The 19,203-nt window shown below is 64.5% G+C and carries 16 protein-coding genes; 14 read left to right on the top strand and 2 right to left on the bottom strand.

The window, feature by feature from the left end:
* Positions 1-2 precede the first annotated feature (2 nt).
* Complete coding sequence (locus tag C1926_RS21600; RefSeq protein WP_159095144.1) at positions 3-224, bottom strand: hypothetical protein; 222 nt, start codon at positions 222-224, stop codon at positions 3-5.
* A 608-nt stretch (positions 225-832) separates the two neighbouring features.
* On the opposite strand from C1926_RS21600, the gene C1926_RS21870 reads away from it, so the two are divergent.
* The 11 genes from C1926_RS21870 to cyoD all read left to right on the top strand — a co-directional run bounded on the left by C1926_RS21870 (position 833) and on the right by cyoD (position 10,409).
* Positions 833-1,294 carry an RHS repeat-associated core domain-containing protein gene (locus C1926_RS21870; RefSeq protein ID WP_254057319.1) on the top strand — a complete coding sequence of 154 codons (462 nt, stop codon included), beginning with the start codon at positions 833-835 and terminating at the stop codon, positions 1,292-1,294.
* A gap of 310 nt (positions 1,295-1,604) precedes the next feature.
* Positions 1,605-1,997 (top strand): hypothetical protein, encoded by a 393-nt coding sequence (locus tag C1926_RS21595; protein ID WP_159095143.1) that lies wholly within the window; start codon positions 1,605-1,607, stop codon positions 1,995-1,997.
* Between the two features lie 443 nt (positions 1,998-2,440).
* On the top strand, positions 2,441-3,040 hold the full coding sequence (locus C1926_RS17895; protein WP_159095142.1) for a hypothetical protein: 600 nt from the start codon (positions 2,441-2,443) through the stop codon (positions 3,038-3,040).
* A gap of 65 nt (positions 3,041-3,105) precedes the next feature.
* Complete coding sequence (locus C1926_RS17890) at positions 3,106-3,531, top strand: hypothetical protein (RefSeq protein ID WP_159095141.1); 426 nt, start codon at positions 3,106-3,108, stop codon at positions 3,529-3,531.
* 570 nt (positions 3,532-4,101) lie between these two features.
* Positions 4,102-4,458 (top strand): hypothetical protein, encoded by a 357-nt coding sequence (locus tag C1926_RS17885; protein ID WP_079221112.1) that lies wholly within the window; start codon positions 4,102-4,104, stop codon positions 4,456-4,458.
* A gap of 115 nt (positions 4,459-4,573) precedes the next feature.
* A complete protein-coding gene (locus tag C1926_RS17880) occupies positions 4,574-5,824 on the top strand; it encodes a hypothetical protein (RefSeq protein WP_159095140.1) in 1,251 nt (416 codons plus the stop codon).
* A 33-nt stretch (positions 5,825-5,857) separates the two neighbouring features.
* Positions 5,858-6,136, top strand: coding sequence for a hypothetical protein (locus C1926_RS17875; RefSeq protein ID WP_159095139.1), 279 nt, complete (start codon positions 5,858-5,860; stop codon positions 6,134-6,136).
* Between the two features lie 253 nt (positions 6,137-6,389).
* Entirely contained in the window at positions 6,390-7,433 is a 1,044-nt protein-coding gene (gene cyoA / locus C1926_RS17870; RefSeq protein WP_108760123.1) for a ubiquinol oxidase subunit II, read from the top strand.
* Between the two features lie 2 nt (positions 7,434-7,435).
* Positions 7,436-9,433: a cytochrome o ubiquinol oxidase subunit I gene (cyoB, locus tag C1926_RS17865; protein ID WP_108760758.1), complete on the top strand. Its 1,998-nt coding sequence runs from the start codon at positions 7,436-7,438 to the stop codon at positions 9,431-9,433.
* Positions 9,430-10,068, top strand: a complete 639-nt coding sequence (gene cyoC, locus C1926_RS17860; RefSeq protein ID WP_108760122.1) for a cytochrome o ubiquinol oxidase subunit III — start codon at positions 9,430-9,432, stop codon at positions 10,066-10,068. The genes cyoB and cyoC overlap by 4 nt, the downstream gene beginning before the upstream one ends.
* A complete protein-coding gene (gene cyoD, locus C1926_RS17855; RefSeq protein WP_079221116.1) occupies positions 10,068-10,409 on the top strand; it encodes a cytochrome o ubiquinol oxidase subunit IV in 342 nt (113 codons plus the stop codon). Before cyoC ends, cyoD begins: the two co-directional genes overlap by 1 nt.
* A 607-nt stretch (positions 10,410-11,016) precedes the next feature.
* Here the strand turns inward: cyoD and C1926_RS17850 are convergent.
* The gene (locus C1926_RS17850) at positions 11,017-13,074 is read right to left on the bottom strand and encodes an EAL domain-containing protein (protein ID WP_108760121.1); all 2,058 of its coding nucleotides are present in this window, start codon (positions 13,072-13,074) and stop codon (positions 11,017-11,019) included.
* A 204-nt stretch (positions 13,075-13,278) separates the two neighbouring features.
* Here C1926_RS17850 and radA point away from each other — a divergent pair, with 204 nt between their 5' ends.
* The 3 genes from radA to C1926_RS17835 all read left to right on the top strand — a co-directional run bounded on the left by radA (position 13,279) and on the right by C1926_RS17835 (position 19,152).
* Positions 13,279-14,658, top strand: a complete 1,380-nt coding sequence (radA, locus tag C1926_RS17845; protein WP_079221118.1) for a DNA repair protein RadA — start codon at positions 13,279-13,281, stop codon at positions 14,656-14,658.
* A gap of 274 nt (positions 14,659-14,932) precedes the next feature.
* On the top strand, positions 14,933-16,789 hold the full coding sequence (locus C1926_RS17840) for an ATP-binding protein (protein WP_108760120.1): 1,857 nt from the start codon (positions 14,933-14,935) through the stop codon (positions 16,787-16,789).
* Positions 16,790-16,845: 56 nt separating this feature from the next.
* The gene (locus tag C1926_RS17835; RefSeq protein ID WP_108760119.1) at positions 16,846-19,152 is read left to right on the top strand and encodes a tetratricopeptide repeat protein; all 2,307 of its coding nucleotides are present in this window, start codon (positions 16,846-16,848) and stop codon (positions 19,150-19,152) included.
* Positions 19,153-19,203 lie beyond the last annotated feature (51 nt).

The raw sequence follows: 19,203 nt of genomic DNA, 5'->3' as shown, positions 1-19,203 counted from the left end.
CATCAATTGTTCTTCTTCTGAAGACTACGATAGGCAGCTCGATGAGATAATTCAAAGGTCTCGGCGAGCAGGGCTTGAAACTTATGTTCGCGGGTTGCAATCGACTGCGGAACGGTCTGTTGCGAAGTCTCGTCCCGGTGTTTGATGGTGCTGGAACCATTACGTTGGACTAGGCAGGCTTTGGTTGACGCTTTGAAGTCACAATGGATGGCAACGATAGACATGTCTGTATGCAACGAGAGAAAAAAGACGTTGACCGGCAAGGCTTTCGCGGAAATTCATGGGCCGCTTTGCGCGGGTCTGTGCATGGCGCAGCGGTCACTTGGCATCGCCTTGATGAGCTAATGGTGAATTGGGGGGGGCAGTTGTTCCCAGGCACATGTCCCATATCCTCCCGACTCTAAGTCCCGCGGAGGGCAGCCTTTGGCCAGGAGGGCGACGCTGCGGACAATCCTTATCCAAACACAGCCTCGCATCCTGTCCTAAGTTGGCCTTATCGCCACTTACGGACCTCCCGCCCGATGTCATCCGCCCTTACCAAGCGCATTGTTCTCACAGCAGAACCCCGAGATCGCCCCTACGAGCTCAGGGACGCTCAGGTTCGCGGCCTGATTCTGCGAGTGCAACCCTCGGGCCACAAAGCTTGGATTGTCACCTGGGCGCACGGTAAGCGTCGTACCTTGGGGTCGGTCGAGCACTTGACGCTCGACCAGGCCCGGGACTAAGCCCGTCAAGCAGTTGCTGAGTACGTTCAGTCTGGGCTGCCCGCGCTCGCGAGGTCGAAGCCCACTAGTTGCACGCTGGAAACACTGCTCAACGAGCATTTCGAGCCGTGGGCGATGACTATGAGCCCTACGGGGCTGTGGTCGGTGGTCAGGTCACGGATGGACCCGGGTACACAGGGCATGTGAGCGACTCGGCTACCGGGCTGAGCTACATGCAGCAGCGGTACATGGATCCGCAGTTGGGTGTTTTTCTGTCGGTCGACCCGGTGACGGCGTATGAGCAGCCGGTTGGGCAGTTCAATCGGTATCGGTACGCGAACGGGAATCCGTACAAGTTCCTTGATCCTGATGGACGGCAGAGTCTGCCGCGCTCGGTTTACGAGACCGACTGGACGAAGCCTGAAACTAGACAGGCGTTCCGTGAAGCTGCGTCCATGGTCGCAGACTTTACCCCCATTGCTGGCGACATAAAGGGAGGCGTAGAAGCTGTTCAGGATCCATCTGCTGTCAACATAGCTGCCGCAGTAGTAGGGCTTGTCCCCGTGGTAGGGATGGGGCTGGAAAGCTGATAAAAGGTGCCGAAAACATAGCGGATGGGGTCAGATTGAATAAGCAACTTGCCAGCGAGCAGCAGCTTGGCGAGCTGATTTCAGGGCAAGGGGACATCATTGCTGGCGGCCCTAGTGAAGTGTTGCTGCGGGATTCGGCGCGTCTTAGCGCTGTGCACGGAGGCCAGGCGTCAGATTGGACCAAGGTGTCAAGCTCTTCTCATAAGGCGCCAGATGGGCAGCAGTTTTCCACTCACGCATATCGGAATCAGGCGAGCGGACAGGTTGTTGAGCCAAAAACAAAGATCATTGAAGAGGGGGAAGTAGTTCAATGCGAGTTAAAGTTATCGATGAATGGGAGAGCGTTCTCGCTGGTCTCGGTGCAGAGGGTAAGCTAAAGCCTAGATTGTCCGTTACTCGCGGGAGGGAATACACGGTTTATGGGCTTAGCCTGCATGAAGCCTCATCTGTGTATCGGGAAGGTGTACTTACCTGTCAGCTGGTCAGCGATCATGGGAATCTGATTTTTGCGCCGGTTAATATATTTTCAGTGACTGATGGAAAATTCCCGGACTGTTGGAGGGCTGAAATTCGCGGTGGCAGCGTTTTTATCTGGCCAGATATTTTCTACAGGGAATTCTTCTTCGATGACCTGTCAGATGGCGTTCCGGAATGTGTCGCAGCCTTCCGACATCTGCAGTCGCAGCTGGAAGGTGCGGGCTGACTGAATTGTCTGAAATAGTAAAAAGGAAGGGAAGGGCATCGATATGAAGGCTAACGCGGGCACGTTGGTCGCGGACGATCCGCATCCAAACATCGCTTCGCATCCTGTCCTAAGTTGGCCTTACCGTCACTTACGGACAGTCCGCCCGATGTCATCCGCCCTCACCAAGCGCATCGTTCTTACAGCAGAACCCCGTGATCGGCAGGAGTAGCCCGGTTGCATTTACCTGCTCTTTGACCAGAAGATATCGAAGCGAGTGGCGTATTCCTTTCTGGGATGCCTTGAAGAGTGTTTAGCCTGCATAGAGCGGGCGCAGCTCGCCCAGGTGAGAGTCGACCCAGCCGGGGGGGGGGGCAATAGTGGGAGCTGAGGATTACGCCTTTCTTGCACACCTGCTTGAGTCAGGTCTGTTGGCCGTTGGCAGCGGGACCGATCCAGTGCAGATGGACGCGTATTGGTCGGGAGACATCGGGATTCCGGCGCCGATTGATGCGGACGTTGCGACGTATCTGTTGCGTGCGGATTCCGATGCGTTGATCCGCGCCGCCCTGTGGGTCGTGCGAGGTCACTTCCTGTCAGCGACCCATCCCGCATTGCATATGCGCGTCGTTCGCTGGCTGTTCGCCCGGGATCGGCTCGCACGGTCCGAGCTGCCCGGCTTGCTTGCCCTGATGTCGCGCCAAGGGCTGGGCCATGACGGTGAGGCAATCGCCCTGATTGCGATGGACGCGGTGGAAGAGGGAAGGCTGGACGAAGGCGAGGAGCTGATTGTTCCCATGCTGTGGTGCATCGGCGCGTCTTCCGCGAGACTCTTTGTTGATTTCAACAACTGCGATGCCGACGGCCACCTGCGGCTCGATCTATGCGGCATGCAGAACGACGTTGCCGCACAGTCGCTCGTTCTGCAGGATGGGTTGATCGCCACCGGCTACGACGGCGACCTGGCCGCGGCTATCATCGTGATCGGGCCGGGCAGCGAAGGTGTGTGGCGAGCCAGGACCGTGGATGGCCCTTGGGAGGAGTTGCGTACGTTGAATGTGTGAGGTTACGGAGGCGGAAGCCTAGGCTGCCGCAGTTCAATGGAAGAATGTTTCACTTGAGTGCCACGATGAAGATGGTTGGTTTGGTTCTTGCGAGTCTGGTTTTATTGTCATTGTCCGGCTGTGAAGCCCCGCCGCGCTTTGACATCTGTAAGTATCGTGGAAACTCAAGTTCTGAAAATTTCTGCGTTGTCTCCTATGTTTATCTGATGGCACATCCCGAGCAGTTTGAGGGCCGGGATGTGGAGTTCCGGGCCTGGGTTCGCGTGGCCAGTGATGCCACCCTCTTATTCCCGACCAAGGAGGCCATGGACGATGGTGAGTCTGTCTCGTCCGTGGTTGTTTATGGGGAAGCGATGGCTCCTGATCTTCTGCAGAGAGCGCGCGTTGCACGCGTTCTTGTACGGGGCAGGTTCTATCTGTCTGAAGGGAAGGTGCATCCCTTGGACGCCGAGCGACTTGGTGTCATTCAGAACGCCGTGATCCTGCCTTAGGCCGGAGTGCCGCCGGCCCATCCTTCGCCCTGGCTGTCGGTTCCTGCACGCTAAATAGGCCGATTGCGTCATAACGGCCCAAGCCACGCGTTGTCCATCAACGGTGCGAAAATTCGCAGTACAACAATTGGGAAGCGAAAAGCGTCACGTGCCCCGCTGATTTCCGGTCCATTCGCGGCTCCAGATGTCGCATAAGCCTCTACATCAGTGCGCTCGCGACGTTCCTCGTCGCCTACGCCACTCACCCCGCATGCAACACTTCCCACCGCACTCTCGATTCCCTCCGAACCTTTCGGATTTTTCTCATTGAATCGAACGTGCAGGCGTAGACAACATGGCGCGCCACCGGAAAAGGGTGGCCGGGTGTGCAAACCCGAGCATAGCTGTAAACGCTTGCCAGCCGGCACCGTCCTGAAGCGGTGCCGGCTGGCAATCCGTCGGCCTTTATGGCGGGCGGTGCGTGGGGGTCTCCGGACCCACCGGCTAGCTATGCCCGGTTTGCAACCCGCACCGTCCGCCACCCGCCTCCGCGCGGTGGCGTTGTCAAATACAGCCACGGAAGCCGATGCCATGACCACGCGCAAGAACCCGCCGCTCCATGTTGTTGATGCCGTCAACGACGATGAAGACCCCACCTCCGATATCAGCACCTTCCAGGGCTGCCTCACCCGCATCCGGGATGGCGAAGGCTCCGATGGCATGCTCTGGCCAGAAGAGAATCTGTCCGACGGCCGCAGACAATCCCTGGCGCGGATCGACCGTGCGGCCGTGGCCATCCTCACGGCGGCGGAGATGCTGCACGCGGCCAACCGCTGCAAGACCATGGCCACGCCGCGCCGCCACCTCGATGAGGGCGTGGTGGAAGGGCTGTTCTTCGCCTGTCGCGAGCTGGCGGAACTGGTGTGCCGGGAAATCAGGCCGTCCTGACGTCCTGACATCCTGGCGGGGCAAGCGGGATCGTATAAACCCGCTGTCCTGGCCCGGGGCTGCCTGATACGCTGCGCCAGCGCGCCCCGTCGCGGGGCCTCAGGGATCGTGTGCCATGGCATCAGGGAATGTGTTGCGCCGAACCATCCTTGCCGCAGCCCTCGTGGTTCCGGTAGCGCTTCCTGCGCTGGCATGGGCCGCGCAGGAGGCCGAGACCACCCGTTTCGTACGGGAAGCGCGGCAGCTGGAAGCCTCTCCGCTGCAGCCCGGTGCGCAGGACATGCGGCGGTGGCTGCTCAACTGGACGATGGAAACGCCGGATTATCAGGTGATTATCTGCCCTGTCCTTGGGCTGCCCGAGACTGTGGATGAGGAAACCTCCATAGCGCCGGAGGTGCTTGCACAGCAGATGTTCGGAAACCTGGCCTACCAGATCACGCAGGGCAGTGACGGCGACGAGGTGGACCGGCAGGTGGCCGGCGTGGAAAGTGCACTCAAGGCCTACGCGGTGTTTCTGAAGGCTGATCCCTCGTTGAAGATCCCGGGCGTGGATCACCTGGCCGCGTTGCAGAAGGCCGGCACCCTGCGCATGCATGTGGCGGCGGTCCTTGAGGAAAAGTGCAGCGGCGATGCTCCCAGGGAAACCCTGAGACTGGACGCGGACGATGCAGCGCCGTCGGACCTCACGGTGTTTCTGGGCGATTTTCTGCGCGGCACCAGCGTGGTCTATCCGATGCAGGTGGGCCAGTGGCACGCAGTGGATGAGCGCCGGTACGAAGATGTGCTCGGTGGCGCTTCCATCCGCTTCGCGAGGCCGGGCGACACCAGCGGCTGGATCGACCTGTATTTCTATCCCGTCGGCCTGCAGGAGCCGGCCGAGCAACAGACGATGGCCGAGGGCGAGCGCGAGTCGCTGCTGGACGCGCGCAAGGAATTGATGGCCAGCGAACGGGACATGTCCGCGCTGCAGCCGATGGTGGTACCGGTGGCCAGCTTGGGCGTTGGTGGACCGGCGCAGGTGGACGCGAACGCGCTGGACTTCAGCTACAGCAGCAAGGGCAAGGCGTACAGCTCGGTGATGATCTTTGCGGTTGACCGCATGTACGCCATCAAGCTGCGCTACAGCGTGGAGGCGGCGACAGCCAGCCGCCAGCAGGCGAGCCGGGAGGCAGAGGCCTTCTTCAGGAAGATGCTGTCGGGCGTGCAGGTCACCAGCTTCGGAACCTGCGGCCGGGTACCTGCGGCGGATCAGCTGCGGCTGCGCGCCGGCTGCGTGGGCGTCGATCCGCTGCTGCCGGTGGTGGGGGAGGGCCAGCGCGAACTGCGCTTCGAGTACCCCGCGCCCCATGGCGCTGCGGCGCGGTAAGGGGTGCCAGCCATGCAGCCGGACGATCTCTACATGCACCACGCCCTCTGGAAGCGCCTGCCGCACGGCGCCTGCGTGCGCTATACGGTGCTGCACCACCTGGGCAGCGGCCGTTACGCGGTGCAGAGTGCCGATTTCTTCACCGATGACGACCCGGCGGCGTTCACCCGGTTCGAGCGGCAGTTCGTCGAACTGCTGCGCGAGCAGTGCCCGCTGCAGCGCTGCCACTGGTTCGATTCAATCGAGAAGGCGGTGCAGGCGCACGACCAGGACTTCGCGGGGCAGGTCGGCACACCCTGGCTGCATTCCTGAATGCGTTCATCGGGCTTTGCCGATTCCGGCATCCCCGCCCCCTGCGCACCCGGTGCGACAACGTGTCGCAGCGATATCCGGCCACTTCCTGCGCTGGATCATTGTCAATGCCCTTCTTAAATGTTGCGTGACGGCCTAAAATTGAAAGGCTGACTCGACCCCACCTCACTGCCTGTCTCAACCGCAGGCGGGACCGGCTTTGGCCGGAGCGGGCAGGACGGGGAACGGCATTCCCTCGCAATTGGATCGACCGATGATTCCGTTGAAAACCCTTGGGCGCTGGTTGCGCCCGGGCCTGCTGCTGTCGTTGCTGGTGATGCTCACCGGTTGCGATGCAGTGGCCATCCTCAGTCCGAAGGGCCAGATCGGCCAGGATGAGAAGACCCTGCTGATCACGGCTACCGTGCTCATGCTGCTGGTCGTCATCCCGGTCATCATCATGACCCTGACCTTCGCGTGGAAGTATCGCGCCTCCAACACCAAGGCCCGCTACGAGCCGAAGTGGTCCCACTCGACGGCGATCGAGGTGGTGGTGTGGTCGATCCCCTGCATGATCGTGCTGGTCCTGGCGGTGCTGACCTGGCGGTCCTCGCACGCGCTTGACCCGTACAAGCCGCTGGAATCGGACGTCAAGCCGGTCACCATCGAGGCGATCTCGCTGGACTGGAAGTGGCTGTTCATCTATCCGGAAGAGAAGGTTGCGGTCGTCAACGAGATCAAGTTCCCGGTCAACACCCCGCTGAACTTCAAGATCACGTCCGACACGGTGATGAATGCATTCTTCATCCCGCACCTGGGCAGCATGATCTATTCGATGGCGGCGATGGAGACCAAGCTCCACCTGATCGCCAACGAGACCGGTGAATTCCCGGGCATGTCCTCGCACTACAGCGGCCTGGGCTTCGCCAAGATGCATTTCACCGCGTATTCGGTCACCGATGCCGAGTACCGCCAGTGGCTGGACCAGGTCCGCGCCGGCACGGAAACGCTCGACAAGGCCACCTTCAAGGCCCTGGGCGAAGCGAAGAACTCCGAGTGGTACCCGGTCACCTACTACGGCACCGTGGAAGAAGGCCTGTTCAACTGGGTCATCGCCAAGCACATGGGTGACAACAAGCACTACGGCATGAAGCATTCCCACGCGGGTGCTGCTGCGGCAGATGCGGCCAGCCATGAAGCGCACGAGGGGCACGCCCCGATGGACGCGCATGACTCCAAGGAATCCGGGAAGAACCTGGACGCCACCGAAGAACACGAACACGCTGGCCATGAAGGCCACATGGGTTCGGGAGAATGAACATGCTGGGAAAACTCTCTCTTGAGTCGATCCCCCACGATCCGATCGTGTTGACCACCCTGGTCGGCGCGGTGCTGGGTGGCCTGGGCGTCATGGCCCTGATCACCAAGTTCAAGCTGTGGGGCTATCTGTGGAAAGAGTGGTTCACTTCGGTGGACCACAAGAAGATCGGCGTGATGTACCTCATCGTCGCCTTCGTCATGCTGCTGCGCGGTTTCTCCGACGCCATCATGATGCGTACCCAGCAGGCCATCGCCGTCGGCGGGTCCGAGGGTTACCTGCCGCCGCACCACTACGACCAGATCTTCACCGCCCACGGCGTGATCATGATCTTCTTCGTGGCGATGCCGCTCATCACCGGCCTGATGAACCTGGCCGTGCCGCTGCAGATCGGTGCGCGCGACGTCGCGTTCCCGTTCGTCAACTCGCTCAGCTTCTGGCTGTTCGTGTCCGGCGCGGTGCTGATCATGCTGTCGCTGTGGATCGGTGAATTCGCCGCCACCGGCTGGCTGGCCTTCCCACCATTGTCGGGTATCGAGTACAGCAACAATGTAGGTATGGACTACTACATATGGGGCCTACAGGTCGCGGGCCTGGGTACCACCCTGAGTGGTATCAACTTCTTCATTACCATCCTGAAGATGCGCACCCCGAGCATGAAGCTGATGCAGATGCCGGTGTTCACCTGGACTGCCCTGGTGACCAACGTGCTGATCGTCGCTGCCTTCCCGGTGCTGACCATCACCCTGGTGCTGCTGACCCTGGACCGTTACCTGGGTACGCACTTCTTCACCAATGATGGTGGCGGCAACGCCATGCTGTACATCAACCTGATCTGGATCTGGGGCCACCCGGAAGTCTATATCCTGGTGCTGCCGGCCTTCGGCGTGTTCTCCGAAGTCATCGCGACCTTCTCGCGCAAGGCACTGTTCGGCTACAAGGGCATGGTCTACGCCACCGCCTGCATCGGCGTGCTGTCGTTCATCGTGTGGCTGCACCACTTCTTCACCATGGGCTCGGGTGCCAACGTCAATGCCTTCTTCGGCATCACGACGATGATCATCTCGATCCCCACCGGCGTGAAGATCTTCAACTGGCTGTTCACCATGTTCCGCGGTCGCGTGCAGTTCACCACGCCCGTGCTGTGGACCATCGGCTTCATGGTCACCTTCACCATCGGCGGCATGACCGGCGTGATGCTGGCGATCCCGGCCATCGACTTCGTGCTGCACAACAGCCTGTTCCTGATCGCCCACTTCCACAACGTCATCATCGGCGGCGTGGTGTTCGGCATGTTCGCCGGCATCACCTACTGGTGGCCGAAGATGTTCGGCTTCCGCCTGAACGAGTTCTGGGGCAAGTGCGCGTTCTGGTGCTGGTTCATCGGCTTCTACGTGACCTTCATGCCGATGTACGTGCTGGGCTTCATGGGCATGACCCGTCGCCTGCAGAGCACCGTCAACCCGGCCTACGAGCCGTTCCTGCTGGTTGCCGCCGTGGGCGCCTTCATCGTGGGTGCCGGCATCCTGTGCCAGATCATCCAGGTGGCCGTGTCCATCCGCGACCGCAAGAAGACCGCCGACCTGACCGGCGACCCGTGGGATGCCCGTACGCTGGAGTGGGAAACCTCTTCGCCGCCGGCCTTCTACAACTTCGGCGCCCTGCCGGAAGTCACCGAGCTGGACGATTTCTGGGAGCGCAAGCAGCGTGGTGAAGCCTGGCCGAAGCCGGCCAAGTACACCGACATCCACATGCCGCGCAACACCGGCACGGGCGTGGTGATCGGCGCCTTCAGCATGGTCTTCGGTTTCGCGATGATCTGGCACATCTGGTGGCTGGCCATCATTGGCTTCGTCGGCATGATCGCCACGTTCATCTACCGCACCTTCGACCAGGACGTGGACTACTGGGTCCCGGCCGCCGAGGTGGAACGCATCGAGAACGAACACCGCAAGCACCTGGAATCCCAGGGCCTGGTGAAGTCGGAGCTGAAGGCATGAGCACCAATACCTCGACCCTGAGCCACGGGCACGCCGCGCAAGCGGCGGCCCATGGCCATGACGACCACGAGCACCACGACACCGGCGGCAACACCGTCTTCGGTTTCTGGGTGTACCTGATGAGCGACTGCCTCATCTTCGCCTCGCTGTTCGCCACCTACGTGGTGCTGGCCGGCGGCACCGACGGTGGCCCGGGTCCGAAGGACCTGTTCGAGCTGCCGTTCGTGGCGTGGGAAACCGCGCTGCTGCTGACCTCGTCGCTGACCTTCGGCCTGGGCATGATCGCCATGCACCGCAAGCAGGTCGGCCAGATGTTCCTGTGGCTGGCCGTCACCTGGCTGCTGGGCTTCGGCTTCATGTGCATGGAAGTCTATGAATTCCATCACCTGATCCATCAGGGCTATGGTCCGGACCGCAGTGCCTTCCTGTCGGCGTTCTTCGCCCTGGTCGGTACCCACGGCCTGCACGTCAGCGCTGGCCTGCTGTGGCTGCTGGTGATGTTCGTGCAGCTGAAGAAGTACGGCCTGACCCCGACCAACAAGACCCGCATGGCGTGCCTGAGCCTGTTCTGGCACTTCCTGGATCTCATCTGGATCGGCGTGTTCTCCGTCGTCTACCTCAATGGAGCGCTGTAATGGCACATGACAACCATGCACACGACCACGCAGCCGGTGGCGAGAGCCACGGCAGCGTCAAGTCCTACCTGATCGGCTTCGTGCTGGCGGTGGTGCTGACCGTCATCCCGTTCTGGGTGGTGATGTCCGGCGACTTCTCGCGCACTGTCAGCGGTGTGGTCATCGCGGTCACCGCGGTGCTGCAGATGCTGGTCCACCTGGTGTTCTTCCTGCACCTGGACCGCTCTTCGGAAAGCCGCTGGAACGTCAACGCTGCTGCCTTCACCGTCGTGGTGATCGGCATCATCGTGATCGGCACCCTGTGGGTCATGCACAACATGAACGTGCACATGATGCACTGACGTCTTCGCGACGTTGCCACACGCGAAAAGGCCGCCCTTCGGGGCGGCCTTTTTGTTTGGGTGATGATCGCGAACCGGTAGTGCCGGCCGCTGGCCGGCAGCAGTAGATCCACGCCATGCGTGGATGCGCTTGGGGTCAGAGCCCTTTCCTGCGGAAAGGGATCCGACCCCGGCCATCTGCGGTAGTGCCGGCCGCTGGCCGGCAGCAGTAGGTCCACGCCATGCGTGGATGCGCTTGGGGTCAGAGCCCTTTCCTGCGGAAAGGGATCCGACCCCGGCCATCTGCGGTAGTGCCGGCCGCTGGCCGGCAGCAGTAGATCCACGCCATGCGTGGATGCGCTTGGGGTCAGAGCCCTTTCCCGCGGAAAGGGATCCGACCCCGGCCATCTGCGGTAGTGCCGGCCGCTGGCCGGCAGCAGTAGATCCACGCCATGCGTGGATGCGCTTGGGGTCAGAGCCCTTTCCTGCGGAAAGGGATCCGACCCCGGCCATCTGCGGTAGTGCCGGGCATGGCCCAGCGGCAGTAGATCCACGCCATGCGTGGATGCGCTTGGGGTCAGAGCCCTTTCCTGCGGAAAGGGATCCGACCCCGGCTACTTCGCCCGGCTCACCCCACCTTGCGCAGGAACTCGTCCGGATCCATCGGCCGGCCCAGGTGGTACCCCTGCAACTGGTCACAGCCCAGCCCGCTCAGGTACTCCTGCTGCTCGCGCGTCTCCACGCCCTCGGCCACCACCTGCAGCTGCAGCGAGCGGCCCAGCGCCACGATCGACGACACGATCGCCGCGTCTTCGGCGTTCTGCTCCAGGTCGCGTACGAACGCGCGATCGATCTTCAGCTCGGTCGCCGGCATGCGCTTCAGGTACAACAGGCTGGAATAGCCCGTACCGAAATCATCGATGGAGATGTGCACGCCCATCGCGGTCAGGTCGTTGAGGATGGCCAGGCTGGCTTCCACGTCCTTCATCGCCGTGGTTTCGGTGATCTCCAGGGTCAGCCGTTCCGGCGCGATCGCATGGCGCGCCAGCACGTCGCGCACGTTGTCCACCAGCGACGGCGAGGAGAACTGCAGCGGCGACAGGTTCACTGCCATCGTCCATTCGGGATGGCCCGAATCGTGCCAGCTGCGCAGCTGCGCGCAGGCCTGGTCCAGCACCCATTCGCCGATCGGCAGGATCAGCCCGCTGCGCTCGGCGATGGGGATGAACACATCCGGCGCCAGCATGCCCAGCTCCGGGTGCTGCCAGCGCAGCAGCGCCTCGGCGCCTACGGCGGGCGTGCCGGCGGCGACGAACTTGGGCTGGTAGTGCAGGCGCAGCTCGCCCCGGTCGGCGGCGCGGCGCAGGTCCTGCAGCAGCCGCAGCTGGCGGTTGGCGCTGACCTGCATCGACGGGGTAAAGAACGTATAGCCATTCCGGCCGCCGTCCTTGGTGTGGTACATCGCCGCGTCGGCGTGCGCCATCAGTTCGCGCTCGGTGGCGCCATCGTCCGGGTACAGGGCGATGCCGAGGCTGGCGCTGACCTGCAGCTCGGCCGCGTCGATCAGGAACGGCTCGGCCACGGCAGCAATGATGCGCTCGGCCACCACCACCGCGTCGTCCGGCTCATCCACGGCCAGCACGATCACGAACTCGTCGCCGCCCAGCCGGGCGAAGGTGTCCTGCGGGCGCAGCAGACCGCTGACCCGCTCGCTCATGCGCACCAGCAGGCGGTCGCCCAGCTGGTGGCCATAGGCATCGTTGACCGCCTTGAAGCCGTCCAGATCGCAGAACATCACCGCCAGGCCGTGGTTGCGGCGGCGTGCCTTCTCGATGGACTGCTCGATGCGATCCTGCAGCAGCATGCGGTTGGGCAGCTGGGTCAGCGGGTCGTGCAGGGCCGCCTGCAGCAGCTTGTCGTTGGCCTTTTCCAGCGATTCGGCCAGCAGGCCGGTGCGCTCGCGCATCTGCCGGTCGAACAGCGAGGCGACCAGCGCGATGCCGATGGTGCCCAGGGTGGTGACGATGACCAGTATCGCCAGCCAGCGGCTGTCGATGCCGCCGTCGATCACCGCGCCGCAGAGGCTGCCATCGGGGAAGCGGGCGGCGGCCATGCCGGTGTAGTGCATGCCGACGATGGCCAGGCCCATCACCAGCGAGGCCAGCAGGCGCAGGCGCAGGGTGCGCTCACCCTCCTTGCGCAGGCGGAAGGCGATCCACAGCGCCGCACCGGCGGCACCGATGGCGATCAGGATCGAGGCGGCAAACCACAGCGGGTCGTAATCGATGCCCGGCTGCATGCGCATCGCGGCCATGCCCAGGTAGTGCATGGTGGCGATGCCCAGCCCCATCAGCACCGCACCGGCCAGCAGGCGGCGGCGCGGCAGCTGCGGGCGCGAGACCAGCCACAGGGCGTAGGCCGAGGCGCTGACCGACACCGCCAGCGAGTACAGGGTGATGGCCAGGTCGAAGCCGATCGGGATTGGCAGGTTGAACGCCAGCATGCCCACGAAGTGCATGGACCAGATGCCCAGGCCCATGGCCGTGGCGCCGCCGGCCAGCCACCACCGCGCCACCCGGCCCTCGGTCGTGGCCAGACGCCCGGCCATGTCCAGGGCGGTATAGGACGCCAGGATGGCGACCAGCAGCGAAAAAACAACCAGACTCTGGCTGTAGGTGCCAGTCATTGAGGGTCCTTCGGGGGAGCGTGGAGGGGGCGCAGCGGCGCGGACTATAGCGGCCGCGTGGAGCGCAACCTTAGAGCATTAAAGTGTGATGTTCATCTCATATTCGAGAATGTCATGACCGGGCCGCCCTCATGCCGGGGGTCGCAGCGCCTGCGACTGGCCTCGGCTATCCTCCTTCACCTCCCCGCACCGAAGTCCTGCCCCATGGCCAAAGCCCGCCTCACTGCCTACGTCTGCAACGAATGCGGCGCCGAGTACAGCAAGTGGCAGGGCCAGTGCACCGAGTGCAACGCCTGGAACTCATTGTCGGAAATCGTGCTGGAGAGCGCGGCGGCGGCCAAGGCGCCTGCGTCGCGCCGCGCCGGCTGGGCCGGCAAGATCGATCCGCCGAAGATCACCGCGCTGAAGGACGTCGAGCAGACCGAGCACCGCCGGGTCAGCACCGGCATCGGTGAGTTCGACCGCGTGCTGGGCGGCGGCCTGGTCGAAGGCGCGGTGGTGCTGGTCGGCGGCGACCCGGGCATCGGCAAATCCACCTTGCTGCTGCAGGCGGTGGCGAAGATGGCGGCCGTGCTGCCGGTGCTGTATGTCACCGGCGAAGAGTCGCTGGCCCAGGTGGCCGGGCGTGCGCACCGGCTGGAACTGCCGCTGGACGGTGTGAACGCGCTGGCCGAGACCGGCGTCGAGTCGATCCTGCAGCATGCGTCCAAGGCTGGCCCGCGGCTGATCGTGGCCGACTCGGTGCAGACGCTGTGGACCGAAACCCTCACTGCCGCCCCCGGCTCGGTCAGCCAGGTACGCGAGAGTGCCGCGCGGCTGGTGCGCTTTGCCAAGGAAACCGGCACCGCCGTGTTCCTGGTCGGCCACGTGACCAAGGAAGGTGGCATCGCCGGCCCGCGCGTGCTCGAACACATGGTCGACGCCGTGCTGTATTTCGAAGGCGAGAGCGGCAGCCGCTTCCGCCTGCTGCGTGCGTTCAAGAACCGCTTCGGCGCGGTCAACGAACTGGGCGTGTTCGCCATGGGCGACAAGGGCCTGAAGGAAGTCTCCAACCCGTCGGCCATTTTCCTGTCCGGTGCCAGTACTCATCAGCCAGGCAGCTGCGTGATGGTCACCCGCGAGGGTACCCGGCCGCTGCTGGTGGAAGTGCAGGCGCTGGTCGATGCCTCGCCGCTGTCCAACCCACGCCGTGTCGCAGTTGGCCTGGAACAGAACCGACTGGCCATGTTGCTGGCGGTGCTGCACCGCCATGGCGGCGTGCTGGTGGGCGACCAGGACGTGTTCGTCAATGTCGTGGGTGGCATCCGCGTGCAGGAGACGGCCGCCGATCTGCCGGTACTGCTGGCCGTGCTGTCGTCGCTGCAGGACCGGCCGTTGGCGGAGAAGACGATTGCCTTCGGCGAGGTCGGCCTGTCCGGCGAGATCCGCCCGGTGCCCAATGGCGAAGACCGCCTGCGCGAGGCCGCCACCCATGGTTTCAAGCGCGCCATCGTGCCCAAGGCCAATGCGCCCAAGGGCGGCACGGTGAAGGGCATGGAAGTGATCGCGGTCGAGCGCCTGTCCGAGGCCATCGACGCAGCGTGACCCGCGTCCTGACTTTTGTAGAGTCGAGCCATGCTCGACTGCTTTTTGATCGACCGTTCTTCGAACAGCAGTCGAGCATGGCTCGACTCTACAAAGAGCGGAGCGCAGTCGAGCATGGCTCGACTCTACAAAGAGCGGAGCGCAGTCGAGCATGGCTCGACTCTACAAACAGCTGCACGCATCCGATGCAGTAACGGTCAGCTTCACTGTGCTAGTTTTCCCGCTCGACGACGGCGCCTCGTGGCGCCTTGTGTGGCAAGGAGTAACCGATTTCATGCAGGACCCGACGCTCAGCACCCCCGCCGCCGAAATCCGTCGCGCAGGGGTCGATCTCAATGGACTGATGACGGTGCTGGGCAAGCACCTGTATTCCACCCCGATGGTGGCCCTGCGCGAGCTGGTGCAGAACGCGCACGATTCGATCATCCGCCGCCGCCTTGAACAGCCGGGCATCGAGCTGCCTTCGCGTATCGACGTGCGGGTGGATGCTGCAGCCGGCGTGCTGCGCATCATCGATACCGGTGCCGGCCTGACCCGCCAGGAAATCCACGATTACCTGGCAACCGTCGGTGTCGGCTACACCCGTGGCCTGCGCCAGGGCGGTGACGACCAGGACGGCCTGATCGGCATGTTCGGCCTGGGCTTCCTCTCGGCCTTCGTGCTGGCGCGGCGGGTGAGTGTCCGCACCACCTCGTACCAGACGCCGGAGCTGGGCCATCTTTACGTGTCCAGCAATGCCGAGCAGTACACCGTCAGCGAAGTCCCGGCACGCGCCATCGGCACCGAGGTGGAGCTGGAGCTGCACCCGGATTTCCTGCCGCTGGCCAACGAGGCGCGCCTGTACGAGGTGCTGGGCCGCTACTGTGCGCTGCTGTCCGAGCCGATCTTCATCGGCGCTGCGGCCGAGGCCCTCAACCCCGAGCCGCCGCCGTGGCGCGGGCAGGGCGACGTGGCACTGCATCCGGTGCAGGCGCGCCGCCAGGCACTGCAGTTCGCTGCGCGGTTCGAGCATGACTTCGAACCCATCGTGACCGTGCCGCTGCGCGCCGACGCCGACAGCGATGCCACCGGCATGCTGTGGGTGCAGGATGGCGCGACCTACGGCACCAGCGACAACCGCAACCTGTCCGTGTTCGTGCGCGGCATGCTGCTGGATGACGATGCGCGTGACCTGCTGCCGCCGTGGGCGGGCTTCATCGGCGGGGTGATCGAGTCCTCGCGCCTGACCCCGACCGCCAGCCGCGAGGACCTGCAGCGCGACGACCAGTACCGCGCCGTGCAGCATGCGCTGCTGGAAGCGCTGATCGACGGCCTGGCCGAGGTCGCGCGGCAGCAGCCCGAAGCCTGGCGACGCGTGCTGGCCCGCCACAACGAAGCACTGCTCGGTGCGGCGCTGTGCGATGAACGCCTGTTCGAGCTGCTGCTGGAGCACGTGCGCGTGCCGACCTCGCAGGGCGACCTGCCGGCCGCCGCGCTGCCGTCGCGCGGCGCCGTGCATGTGATCCTCGACAACGGCGGCGGCTTCGAGGAAATGCTGTTCCGTGCGATGGGCGTGCCGGTCGCGCACGGCCACCGCTATGCGGTGGTGCCGTTCCTGCGCCGCTGGACCCAGGCCAAGGGCCTGCGCCTGGTCGAGCTGGGCACCGAGCAGGGCAACCGCGCTTTGTTCCGCACCGATGACAGCCTGGATGCGGCGCAGCTGGCATGGCTGGGCGAACATCTGGGCGATGGCGAGCAGCTGTTGCCGGCGCGTTTCAGCCCCGAAGCGTTGCCGGTGGTGGTCGTGCCCGACCGCGAAGCCGAACTGAAGCAGCGCCTGGAAGACGACGAGAACGACAAGCGCGTGTCGATGGCGGCATTGCGGCTGGCCCGCCAGTTCACCGCCCGCATCGAGGCGCGCGCGCCATCGCGGCTGTACCTCAACCTCGACAACCCCGCCGTGCAGGCCTTGCTGCAGGCACAGCGCGAGGGGCATGCGCAGGCGCCGGCGGCCGCGCGCCTGCTGCGCTCGCTGAAGATCATCGTCTCTGCCCAGGGGCGCCCGCTGGCCCGTGGCGCCGCAACGCCCGGCCCGGACCTCAATGGCGCCTTCAGCGAAATCGCCACGGCCCTGCAGCAGATGCTGCGCTGAGCATTCCACACACTTTCTCTCATCCAGCCTCACGCTAGACAGGAGCACCAACCCCCATGGATATTTGGAACTGGGTCGAAAAGCTGCAGGAAGACCTGCGCCAGGCAGGCCAGGCGCAGAACGCGCACCTGCTGACCCGCCTTGCCGACGAAGTCAGTGAACTGCAGGTCGACCGCGTCGATGCGCTGCTGCCCGAGGCGCGTGCGCTGGGCAAGGCGCTGGACAACCCCTGGGTCGACGTCTATGTCGGCCACTGGGCGCTGCGCAACCGCGTGGGCAACCGCGTCGAGGGCGAGAGCGCACTGGGCGAAGCCGTATCGCTGTTCGAGCGCGCGCACCGCGAAGACACCCTGGAGTGCCCGCAGTCGATCTGCGTGACCCAGGATCTGGCCGCCTGCTACGGCAACATCGACGGCCCGGGCTGGGTGCCCGAGCGCATCGAAGTGTGCGATGAAACGCTGGCGCGCATCGATCCGACCTGGGCCTGCTTCCAGTGCCTGAGCTGCGAAAAGGCTGATGCCCTGCTCGATGACGGCCGTGCGCAGGATGCGCTGGATTACCTGAAGGCGCAGGCCGATGCGGTGGAAGCGCGCGGCAAGGAAGTGTTCGACAGCTTCCCGGAAATGCAGATCAAGATCCTGCTGGCCAGCGGCCGCGCCGAAGAGGCGATGGTGCTGATCGAGCAGCGCGAAGCCGAAGTGGCCGCCGCTGGCGAATACGAACCGGCCAACTGCACGGTGCCGCGCCGCCTGTCGCGCGCCTGGGCGCTGGCCCAGCTGGGCCGCGATGAAGAGGCGCTGCAGCAGCTGGTGCCGTGGAGCGAACTGACCCCGAACACCTGGCGGCTGTGGGCCACGACGGTGGCGCTGCTGTGCAGCCGCGACCCGGCCCGCAACACCTGGAACCTGGGCACGCGTTTCAACACCATCATCGAGCACTTCGCCAGCGTCGGCGCGCACCGCCTGGTGATCGAGCTGGCGGCACTGAGCCTGGAACTGGCCCTGCAGCGCGGCGCGCGCTGGGTGGCACAGCGCCAGCTCGGCCTGGCCCGCACCCATCTGGCGCAGCTGCGCCAGGATCGGGGTGCCAGCGAGCGCGTGGCTGGCCTGGCCGCACGCATCGACGCACTGCCCGAGGTGGAACCGCTGCCGGTGCCGGCGGCCGAACTGCTGGCGTGGCTGGAAGCGCGCGGCGAGCAGGACCAGTCGCGCGATCCCGAGCGCGAAGCGCAGTGGCTGCTGCAGGCGCACGCGCAGTGCCCGGACGACGAAGCGCTGGCCGAGGTGGCCGCATCGGCGCTCAATGCCTGTGGTGCGCAGGCTGAGGCGCGCACGCTGCTATGGGACTTCGTGCGTGCCCATGCCCATGAAGATGGTGCCGCTGCCTACACCCTGATGCGCTGGTTGACCGAGCAGGGCGACGACGATGGCCTGCGCCGCCTGGCTGACACCTATCGCGGCAGCGTGCCGGTGTTCGCGCACTGGTGCGAGGTGCAGCGCGCACGCCGCGTGTCCGACTGGCCGGCGCTGGAGCAGGCCGCGCAGGCGCTGCTGGCGCTGTCGCCGGGTTCGCACGGCGCACGTGGCACGCTCGCCCGCATGTACATGGAAACCGGCCGCTTCAGCGATGCACAGGCCTGCTACGCGCAGCTGGTGGAGACGCTGGAAGATGCCAACGCCGCACACTGGGACCACATGAGCGCGGCCAGTGCCGCAGGCGACTGGGAGGCGGTGCGCCGCTCGGCCGCCGCCATCGGCATGGAACTGACCAGCCAGGACGGCGTGGTCGAGGAACCGTGGGGCTGGGTGATCATCCGCAGCCTGGAACAGGGCGAGCCGATGGAGTACTACGCACGCCGCACCGGCCCGGTGACCGCGCGCATCGTCGAGAACGCACCGGCCAACCGTGCCCAGCAGGTGGGCGACTGGGTGGTGTTCGATGCCGCGCTGGTGCATCCGGCGCCGGAGGAAGAAGAGCAGCGTCAGCACTTCATCCCGACCTATGCGCAGGTGCACGTGCTGGAGCGCGGCGGCTTCGAGCGCAGCTGGCTGATCGACGGCGCGCACCCGGGCGAGGAGGCCTGGAACGCATTTGTGGAAGGCGCCGAAGCGCAGGGCTGGCAGGTCTGGGCGCACAGCCGCCCCGACTACACCGTGACCGATCCGGATGCGGAGGAGGGCACCCTGCCGGGCCTGCTGTTCACCGTGGCCCAGCCGCAGGGGCATGCGCCGCTGGCGCTGCATCGCTACCTGCAGCAGTCTACCGCCGGCTGGTCGCACCCGCAGTGCTGGCTGCGCCTGGCCGAAGCCTGCGACCAGGAACGGCAGCCGCACCTGGATGTGATCGAGCGGTACGGCCTGTAGGTTTCACCGCGCTGCGCGCTCGCCGGGCATGGCCCGGCGCTACCCCCGCGC

This window comes from Stenotrophomonas sp. ZAC14A_NAIMI4_1, from assembly GCF_003086915.1.
In the GTDB taxonomy this organism is placed as follows: domain Bacteria; phylum Pseudomonadota; class Gammaproteobacteria; order Xanthomonadales; family Xanthomonadaceae; genus Stenotrophomonas.
Note: the sequence above shows the minus strand (reverse complement) of the source record. Positions and strands in the feature narration are given on the sequence as shown.

Excerpts from the sequence above, each read along its gene's own strand:
- C1926_RS17835 (WP_108760119.1), top strand. The coding sequence starts at position 16,846 with ATGGATATTTGGAACTGGGTCGAAAAGCTGCAGGAAGACCTGCGCCAG.
- C1926_RS17890 (WP_159095141.1), top strand. The coding sequence starts at position 3,106 with ATGAAGATGGTTGGTTTGGTTCTTGCGAGTCTGGTTTTATTGTCATTG.
- C1926_RS17885 (WP_079221112.1), top strand. The coding sequence starts at position 4,102 with ATGACCACGCGCAAGAACCCGCCGCTCCATGTTGTTGATGCCGTCAAC.
- cyoB (WP_108760758.1), top strand. The coding sequence starts at position 7,436 with ATGCTGGGAAAACTCTCTCTTGAGTCGATCCCCCACGATCCGATCGTG.
- cyoC (WP_108760122.1), top strand. The coding sequence starts at position 9,430 with ATGAGCACCAATACCTCGACCCTGAGCCACGGGCACGCCGCGCAAGCG.
- C1926_RS17840 (WP_108760120.1), top strand. The coding sequence starts at position 14,933 with ATGCAGGACCCGACGCTCAGCACCCCCGCCGCCGAAATCCGTCGCGCA.
- radA (WP_079221118.1), top strand. The coding sequence starts at position 13,279 with ATGGCCAAAGCCCGCCTCACTGCCTACGTCTGCAACGAATGCGGCGCC.
- C1926_RS17895 (WP_159095142.1), top strand. The coding sequence starts at position 2,441 with ATGGACGCGTATTGGTCGGGAGACATCGGGATTCCGGCGCCGATTGAT.
- C1926_RS17850 (WP_108760121.1), bottom strand. The coding sequence starts at position 13,074 with ATGACTGGCACCTACAGCCAGAGTCTGGTTGTTTTTTCGCTGCTGGTC.
- C1926_RS17875 (WP_159095139.1), top strand. The coding sequence starts at position 5,858 with ATGCACCACGCCCTCTGGAAGCGCCTGCCGCACGGCGCCTGCGTGCGC.
- C1926_RS21595 (WP_159095143.1), top strand. The coding sequence starts at position 1,605 with ATGCGAGTTAAAGTTATCGATGAATGGGAGAGCGTTCTCGCTGGTCTC.
- C1926_RS17880 (WP_159095140.1), top strand. The coding sequence starts at position 4,574 with ATGGCATCAGGGAATGTGTTGCGCCGAACCATCCTTGCCGCAGCCCTC.
- cyoD (WP_079221116.1), top strand. The coding sequence starts at position 10,068 with ATGGCACATGACAACCATGCACACGACCACGCAGCCGGTGGCGAGAGC.
- C1926_RS21600 (WP_159095144.1), bottom strand. The coding sequence starts at position 224 with ATGTCTATCGTTGCCATCCATTGTGACTTCAAAGCGTCAACCAAAGCC.
- cyoA (WP_108760123.1), top strand. The coding sequence starts at position 6,390 with ATGATTCCGTTGAAAACCCTTGGGCGCTGGTTGCGCCCGGGCCTGCTG.